The sequence below is a fragment of the Acidiphilium sp. JA12-A1 genome (assembly GCF_000724705.2).
In the GTDB taxonomy this organism is placed as follows: domain Bacteria; phylum Pseudomonadota; class Alphaproteobacteria; order Acetobacterales; family Acetobacteraceae; genus Acidiphilium; species Acidiphilium multivorum.
Genome location: NZ_JFHO01000100.1, coordinates 1 through 7,784 on the forward strand (window position 1 = coordinate 1; position 7,784 = coordinate 7,784).

Below are 7,784 nucleotides of genomic sequence, written 5' to 3' on the forward strand. Positions count from 1 at the left end.
CTGGAACGCGATGGGCGCAAACGCCTGACCGGGCGGGTCGAGATCGATGATGCTTATCTCGGCGGTGAACGCTCCGGCGGCAAGCGCGGGCGAGGCGCGCCCGGCAAGACCCCTTTCATCGCCGCAGTCGAGACCACGCCTGAAGGCAAGCCGGTTCGACTGAAACTGCGGCGGGTGGCCGGGTTCACCGGCCAGGCGATTTCCCGCTTTGCCCTGCGCAGCCTCGATCCGTCCTGCGCCGTGCTCAGCGATGGTCTCGCCTGTTTCGGCCATGTCAGCGACGCCGGATGCGCGCATGAGGTGATCCGCACCGGCAGTGGGCCGGCCGCCGCGCGCAGCCCGGCATTCAAGTGGGTGAACACAGCGCTCGGCAACATCAAATCCGCACTCACCGGCACCTACCGGGCGATCAGCAGCAAGCACGTGCCACGATACCTCGCCGAGTTCGAATATCGCTTCAATCGCCGTTACGACCTGGCCAGCATGATCCCAAGACTCAACTGGGCCGCCGCTCACACACCGCCAATGCCATACCGGCTGCTGAAATTGGCTGAGATTGCTGGGTAAACAGGATGGGATTTGGTATAACCCCCGGAAACCGTCTTCAACTCGAGGAAATCCTCGATACCGAAATGGCCGCCCTCGCGGCCGCTGCCGGACTGCTTGTAGCCGCCGAAGGGATTGCCTTTGCCGAGCGACTGCCCGTTCACATGCACCATGCCGGCGCGTAGTTTCCGTGCCACGCGCGAAGCCTTCTTCTCGTCGCCCGTGCTCAGATAGGCGGCGAGGCCATAGGGCGTGTCATTGGCGATCCTCACGGCGTCATCCTCGGTGTCGAACGGAATGATCGACAGTACGGGCCCAAAAATCTCCTCGCGGGCGATCCGCATATCGTTGTTCACATCGGCGAAAATCGTCGGCTGGGCGAAATAGCCGCAACTGAACCCCGAAGGCCGGCCCGGCCCGCCGACTACAAGCCGCGCGCCTTCCTTGATGCCAGCCTCGATCAGGTCGCGCACCTTGTTGAACTGAAGCTCGGAGACAAGCGGGCCGATATGCGTTCCGCCCTGCGCCGGGTCGCCCACTGTCACGGTCTTCGCTGCCTCCAACGCGAGTTCGACCACCTTGTTGTAAACCTTACGCTCGACCAGCATCCGAGTCGGCGCGTTGCATGACTGCCCGGCGTTCTCCATCACATGCGTGATGCTGCGCTTGATCGCCGCCGGCAGGTCGGCATCCGCGAAAATCACGTTGGGCGACTTGCCGCCGAGTTCGAGCGTGACGCGTTTGATCGTCTCCGCTGCGTTGCGGATGATTGAACGCCCGGCGCGGGTCGATCCGGTGAACGACACCATGTCGATATCAGGGTGGGAAGACAGCACCTCGCCAACCCCCGCGCCATCGCCGTTCACGAGGTTGAACACGCCCTTGGGGAAGCCAGCCTCGTCCATCATCTCGGCGAACAAAATGCTCGACATCGGTGCGATCTCGGAGGGCTTCAGCACAACGGTGCAGCCCACCGCGACCGCGGGCACCACCTTCAGCGTCACCTGGTTCATCGGCCAGTTCCACGGCGTGATCAGCGCGCAGACACCGATCGGCTCACGCAGGATGAGGTCGCCATTCGCCTCGTGCTCGAACGCGAAGTTTTTCAGTGCTTCGAGGAACCCCTCGATATGCCAGGTTCCAGCACCCGCCTGCTCGGAGAGCGCGAAGTCGATCGGCGCGCCCATTTCCAGCGAAATCGTCTTCGCCATTTCCGGCGCGCGGCGATTATAGATCGCGAGAAGTTTCTTGATCAGGGCGATCCGCTCGGCGAGCGGCGTCGCCGCCCAGGGCTCGAAGGCGGCGCGCGCGGCGGCGACCGCGCGGTCCACATCCGCCTTGCTCCCGAGCGAGATCACCGCGAAGGCCTGCTCGTCGGCGGGGTTGATCACCGGAAGGTCGTGCGGCACCGCGGGTGCCACCCATTCTCCATCGATGTAGAAATCGGTCTTGCGGATCACGGTCTCGAACTCCCCGTATCTGGTATCGGTCTGGTTCCGGTCAGGATTCATGGGCCGCGCCGAAACATCAAGCTTGGGTCAGCAGTTCATCGCTCGCCGCGATCGCCTCGGCCTCGCCGGCCCGGTCGATTCCGCGCGCGAGGGCGACGTAGACGAGACTGGCCACAAGAAGGCCCGGCGTCCAGGAAATATCGACGCCGCCGAGTGCTTTCGCGATCGGCCCTTCATAGAACCCGGAAAGGCTGAAGAACGGCACACTGGCGAAAAAACCAGCCGCATAGGCGATGAGGCCACGCCAGCCCCAGTTGCCATAGACGCCGTTGCCGCTGAACAGATCGGCGATCGCGTAATGGCCGCGTCGGATGAAGAAATAGTCGGTCAGGTTGACCGCCGTCCACGGCACCAGAACATAGAGCATCATCGACAGCGTGTCGTAGAGTGCGTTGATCGCGTTCGCCGTCAGCGACAGCGAGATCGCGAGCCAGATCGCCGCGATGAACAGGATGCCGGCAACCCGGATCGCGCTGGTCGGCACGATCCGGCGCAGTGAATCGACAATGGTGACAACCGACAGCATCCCCGAATAGGCGTTCAGCCCCATGGTCGCGGTGAGGGCGGCGACCGAGGTGAGCACGAGAAACGCGCCGAATCCCGGAAAGATCGCATTGCCTGCGGCACTGGTAGCGACCAGCCCGTCCTGCGCGCCGAGATAGGTTGCGAGCCAGGCACCGACCGCGATCAGCCAGATCGCGGCGAGTGAGGCGCCGAGATAGACGCTGAGAATCAGCCCGGCACGGGATTTCGCGCGCGGCAGATAGCGCGTGTAGTCGGAGACATAAGGTGCATAGGTGATGTTGTAGCTTGCTCCGGCGGCGAATTCGGCGGCGAAGCCGACCCAAGTGAACCCGGCATGGGCGGGCGGTTTGCCGGGCACATGGCCGGTCGCGATCGCGATGGTCAGGATCACGTAGAGCGGCAGGCTAACCCAGAACAGGACGCGGAAAATCAGGTGCAGCCAGTCATGCCCGTAGATCGCGATCACCACCGCGATCACTGCAAGCACCAGTGATACCGCGAGAATGCTCCAGCCATAGAGATTGTGCAGCCCCTGGCTGAGCAGAACGGTATCGACCACGTTGAACCCAGCAAAGGTGAACACCGTGCCGAACAGGGGGATGATGACACCGCGATAGCCGAACTGCGCGCGTGACTGGATCATCTGCGGCAGGCCGAGATCCGGTCCCTGACTTGCATGAAATGCCATGAAAATCGTGCCGAACAGGATGCCGAGCGCGCCGGCAATGGCGGTCGGCGCGAAACCGAGCCCCATCCCCGGCCCAATGAAACCGATCGCGATGGTGAAGAACTGGAAATTGCCTAGGAACCAGAACGGTCCCTGGTTGATCACCCGGCCATGGCGCTCTGCGTCGGGAACATAGTCGATCGAGCGCCGCTCGATCCGCGATAGCTGCCGTGTGCCGGCGGCATCCATGATTTTAGTTTGCATTCGGACATCTCCTTGATTTCAGAGCGGGATTTTTGGTGTTCCCGTCATAGTTTCGCCGGTGAAGCCGGCCTTTGGTGTCACCCGCTGGCGCAGGGCGACAGATGCTCGTGAATCGCGAGCCACCGCCCATCGGGCCCGCGCCGGAACACGATGGTCTCGCGCTCCAGCGCCGCCTGTTCGGCGCCACCGGCGGTCAGCCGGGTCTCAACCCTGTGGGTAAAAATCGCGACATCGCCATGAACGCGGATATCCGGCTCGAAGGACTCGCAGCCGAGAACTCGGAACCCGTCCGCTTCCCACGCGCGCCACAGCGCGCGATAGGCTTCGCACGAGGGAAGCGGCTGCGGTGTGGTGTGGAAAATGAAACTCGCCTCCGGCGCGAAGACGGCGAAATAGTTTTCGGTGTCGTGGGCGGCGAACCGGGCGACCAGCTCCTGCGCCGCCCGCCTTACCTCGGCCTCGGCTTGCGCGGACATCACCGGTGCTCGACGCCGGGCAGCACGCACAGCATTTCATAGGCGAGGTTCGCGCCGGTCAGCGCCGTGGTGCCCACCGGGTCATAAGGTGGGGAAACCTCGACAAGATCGGCGCCGACAATGTCTAGACCGGCCATGCCGCGAATAATCTCCAGCCCCTGCGGCACGGTCAGGCCGCCAATCTCCGGCGTTCCAGTGCCCGGCGCGAAGGCGGGATCGAGGCTGTCGATATCGTAGCTGAGATAAACCGGGCCGCCACCGACGCGCTCGCGGATCTCCGCCATCATCGGCGCGAGCGAGCGATGCCAGCATTCCTCGGCCTGGATCACCCGGAACCCCTGCTTACGGCACCAGTCGAAATCCCCGGCCGAATAGCCAGTCCCGCGTAGGCCGATCTGCGCCACCCGCGAGCAGTCGAGCAGCCCTTCCTCGACGGCGCGGCGGAACGGCGTGCCGTGACAGATCTTCTCGCCGAACATGGTGTCGTTCACATCGGCATGGGCATCGACATGGACGAGCCCGACCGGCCCGTGTTTGCGCCGCATCGCGCGTAGAATCGGCAGGGTGATGGTGTGGTCGCCACCCAACGTTATCGGCCGGCAGCCGACGGCGGCGATCCGGTCGAACGCCTGTTCGATTCGCCCGATCGAATCGAGAAGATTGTAGGGATTGACGGCGACATCTCCAATATCTGCAACCCGCAGGCTGTCGAACGGCGCCGCGCGCGTCGCCATATTGTAGGGCCGCAGCAGCGAGGATTCGGCCCGGATCTGGCGCGGGCCGAACCGCGTGCCGGTGCGGTTCGAGGTGCCGGTGTCGAAAGGAATACCGATGAAGCAGGCATCCAGCCCCGCCGGATCAGAAACGGCAGGCAGCCGCATCATCGTCGCGATACCGCCGCTGCGCGGCATCTCGTTGCCGCTCAGGGGTTGCGGATGCGGAGGAAAGGACACTGAATCGACCATTTTCATCATCTTTCACGATGCGTAAAATTGCTTATGATAAAACGATAGAAAAAATATCTTCCGGAAAAAATCGACACGTTGAAATGTTTACATCGGCTTTTATCGATGTAATCATGAGTCCAATGCTGGGCGACCTGTCCGATCTCGATCTGCGCTTTCTCCGGGTGTTCCTCGCGGTAGCCGATGCCAGGGGCGTGTCCGCGGCGCAATCGACGCTGAATGTCGGCCAGTCGACGATCAGCACCCAGATCGCGATCCTCGAAACGAGGCTCGGCTACCGGTTGTGCGAGCGCGGACGCGGCGGCTTCCGGCTCACCGCCAAGGGCGAACGCTTCGCCGGGCTTGCGCGCGAACTGCTCGGCACCATCGCCGACTTCAATGCCGAGGCACGCAATCTCGATCGGAAATTGGTCGGCTTGCTCCGCATCGGCATGATCGGCAATACCCCGCTCAGCCAGAACGCGCGGGTGAGCGAGGCGATCGCTCGGTTCCGCCACCGCGACGAGGCGGTGAAGCTGATCGTCCGCGTCTGTCCGCCGGGCGAACTCGAAGAGGGCCTGCTTCGAGGCAATCTCGACGTGGCGATCGGCTATTTCTGGCACCGCGAGCCGACGCTTCAGTACGCTCCGCTCTTCGCCGAACGCCATTTCGCTTATTGCGGCAGGGGCCATCCGCTGTTCGGCCGTGCCGGCGGAATTTCACCGAACGAGGCGGCGGATTACAGTTGGGCGTGGCGTACCTATCCGCTGCCGGAAGCGCAGATGTCGGCCTCGCCCCGGCGCGTGACGGCGACGGCCGATAACATGGAAGCAGTGGCGATGCTGGTTCTGTCCGGCCACCACCTCGGCTTCCTGCCCGAACATTTTTCCATCCCGCTGGTGGCGGATGGCCTGCTCGCCGCCCTCAACCCGGCTCTCATGCACTACGAGGTGACGCTGCACATGGTGAGCCGACGCGCCGATGACGGCAAAATCGTTCAGGCCTTCCTCGACGATCTCGGTGCGGCCCATCGCGAGGCGACGCAATGATTTCAAAACGGAACAGAGAGGACAACAGCCATGACCGAACGGATGAAGGCGGCACCGACCATGCGGATCGAGAATGGCCGGGTGAGGGCGACCGAATGGGCGTTCGCGCCGGGCGCCGAAACCGGCTGGCACCGCCACGGCCATGATTACGTCGTTGTCCCGCTGACCGACGGCGATCTGCTGATCGAACATCCGGGCGGGACGACCACCACCGCGCATCTCACCCAAGGCATTCCCTATGCGAATATGATCGGCGTCGAGCACAACGTGGTGAATGCCGGCAGTGAACACCTCTCCTTCCTCGAAATCGAGATCACCAGCTAACCCTACATGTATCTGCTCGACATTATCGACGTTTGTGCTCGAATGTACGCAGCGGTGAAAAGTTGGCCATGTAGCGGCGGCATAATGCTGCTGCGTGGCGGAGTAAAAAAACCGGCCATTTTTAGAGTTGCCTCTTTCCGAATGTAGGGAGAGGCGGCCGGGGATATATTCAGTAGAGGTTTATGCGGCGGTTCGGCAATTTGTATTTGTCGAGGGGCGGAGCCGGGGGGAGGCTGCGCGTGTCTTTGGTCTGAACCGGGAGACGGTGGCGAAGATCTGTCGGTTCTCTGTGCCTCCTGGGCATCGGCGCGAGCGGCCTCCTGCGAAGCCGAAGCTTGGCCTTTCATCCCCATGATCGACGCGATCCTGGAGGCTGGCGCGGCTTGTCGAGTCAGTCCAGCGCCTCGGCCGGTCGGCTCACGCTTATCAGGCGCTTGGCGACATCCAGCGCGTGCGTGCTTTCCAAACCGCCGGCGTGAATGGCGGCGATGAAGGCGTCGGCGTCGTTGTCGAGATCGGTAAGCAGCGCAACAGGAACACATGTCCGCAACATAAATAGGCAGCGTGCGAAACGGTTCATCCCCGCGCCTGCGGGGAACACTCACTCGCGCATATCATCCGGCCCACGCGAGGGAACGACAAGTTCATCAACACCACGGTTTCGTGGCTGTTGGGGCTTGTCGGACGTTGGATCACAGCGACCTCCCCAAGACCCCATAGCCACGTTGCCCCAAGCGAGGCATTCGATGGCTACAAGTTCAGACACAAATCCCGATTTTGGGCGCGGCCTGTTAGATGGCTTCATGACCGTTGGTCTGAGCCCGTGGATTTCCTCCAGGAATGAGTAGAGTCCGCCCCATCAGGGAGACGGACGAGATGAAGAGCAGTCGGTTTAGCGAGGAACAGATCATCGGCATCCTCAAAGAGCAGGAGTCGGGGATGTCGACGGCGGAGGTCTGCCGTCGACACGGGATCAGTTCGGCGACGTTTTACAAGTGGAAGGCCAAATTCGGCGGGTTGGAAGTCTCGGACGCCAGGCGGCTCAAACAGCTGGAAGACGAGAACGCTCGGCTCAAGCGGCTGTTGGCGGACGCCGTGCTGGACAACGCCATGCTCAAGGAAATTGCGTCAAAAAAATTCTAGCGCCCAGCCATAAGCGGGAGGCGGTAGCTCATCTTCAGAGCCTGTTCGAGGTGAGCCAACGCCGGGCCTGCGATGCGCTGGGCGTGGATCGGACCACGGTGCGGTATCAAAGCCGCCGCCCGGATGATGCGGAGGCTCGCGAACGCATGCGCGTGCTTGCGGGCGAGCGCCGTCGATTTGGCTATCGGCGCCTGCACTGGCTGCTCAGCCGCGAAGGAATTTCCATGAACCACAAGAAGTTTCGGCGCCTTTACCGCGAAGAACGTCTTCAGGTTCGCCGTCGCGGCGGGCGAAAGCGGGCCTTGGGCACACGATCTCCGATGACCATTCCGCAG

Annotated in this window: 8 protein-coding genes and 2 pseudogenes; 5 read left to right on the forward strand and 5 right to left on the reverse strand. The window is 62.7% G+C overall.

Going from position 1 to position 7,784, the window contains the following annotated elements; translation table 11 throughout:
* A partial coding sequence (locus RT91_RS16640) for an IS1595 family transposase (RefSeq protein ID WP_035188574.1) occupies positions 1 to 567 on the forward strand: 567 nt, incomplete at its 5' end.
* On the opposite strand, the gene RT91_RS16645 is transcribed toward RT91_RS16640, so the two are convergent.
* The 4 genes from RT91_RS16645 to speB form a co-directional block, all read right to left on the reverse strand.
* Positions 513 to 2,057: an aldehyde dehydrogenase family protein gene (locus RT91_RS16645; RefSeq protein ID WP_082468638.1), complete on the reverse strand. Its 1,545-nt coding sequence runs from the start codon at positions 2,055 to 2,057 to the stop codon at positions 513 to 515. The two genes, RT91_RS16640 and RT91_RS16645, sit on opposite strands and share 55 nt — an antisense overlap.
* Positions 2,058 to 2,073: 16 nt before the next feature.
* Positions 2,074 to 3,513, reverse strand: coding sequence for a cytosine permease (locus tag RT91_RS16650; protein ID WP_051788343.1), 1,440 nt, complete (start codon positions 3,511 to 3,513; stop codon positions 2,074 to 2,076).
* A gap of 77 nt (positions 3,514 to 3,590) precedes the next feature.
* Positions 3,591 to 3,989, reverse strand: a complete 399-nt coding sequence (locus tag RT91_RS16655) for a nuclear transport factor 2 family protein (RefSeq protein ID WP_035188577.1) — start codon at positions 3,987 to 3,989, stop codon at positions 3,591 to 3,593.
* On the reverse strand, positions 3,989 to 4,900 hold the full coding sequence (gene speB, locus RT91_RS16660; protein WP_240314334.1) for an agmatinase: 912 nt from the start codon (positions 4,898 to 4,900) through the stop codon (positions 3,989 to 3,991). The genes RT91_RS16655 and speB overlap by 1 nt, the downstream gene beginning before the upstream one ends.
* A 167-nt stretch (positions 4,901 to 5,067) precedes the next feature.
* Between speB and RT91_RS16665 the strand changes: the two genes are divergently transcribed.
* The 3 genes and pseudogenes from RT91_RS16665 to RT91_RS20820 form a co-directional block, all read left to right on the forward strand.
* A complete protein-coding gene (locus RT91_RS16665; RefSeq protein ID WP_240314335.1) occupies positions 5,068 to 5,982 on the forward strand; it encodes a LysR family transcriptional regulator in 915 nt (304 codons plus the stop codon).
* A gap of 30 nt (positions 5,983 to 6,012) precedes the next feature.
* Positions 6,013 to 6,306, forward strand: a complete 294-nt coding sequence (locus tag RT91_RS16670) for a hypothetical protein (RefSeq protein WP_035188579.1) — start codon at positions 6,013 to 6,015, stop codon at positions 6,304 to 6,306.
* A gap of 163 nt (positions 6,307 to 6,469) precedes the next feature.
* Positions 6,470 to 6,786: pseudogene (locus RT91_RS20820) on the forward strand (hypothetical protein); the annotation flags it as partial.
* Here RT91_RS20820 and RT91_RS22140 read toward each other — a convergent pair.
* The gene (locus tag RT91_RS22140; protein ID WP_162491919.1) at positions 6,698 to 6,886 is read right to left on the reverse strand and encodes a hypothetical protein; all 189 of its coding nucleotides are present in this window, start codon (positions 6,884 to 6,886) and stop codon (positions 6,698 to 6,700) included. The pseudogene RT91_RS20820 and the gene RT91_RS22140 overlap by 89 nt on opposite strands.
* A gap of 296 nt (positions 6,887 to 7,182) precedes the next feature.
* Here RT91_RS22140 and tnpA point away from each other — a divergent pair.
* A pseudogene (gene tnpA / locus RT91_RS20825) lies at positions 7,183 to 7,784 on the forward strand (IS66 family insertion sequence element accessory protein TnpA); the annotation flags it as partial.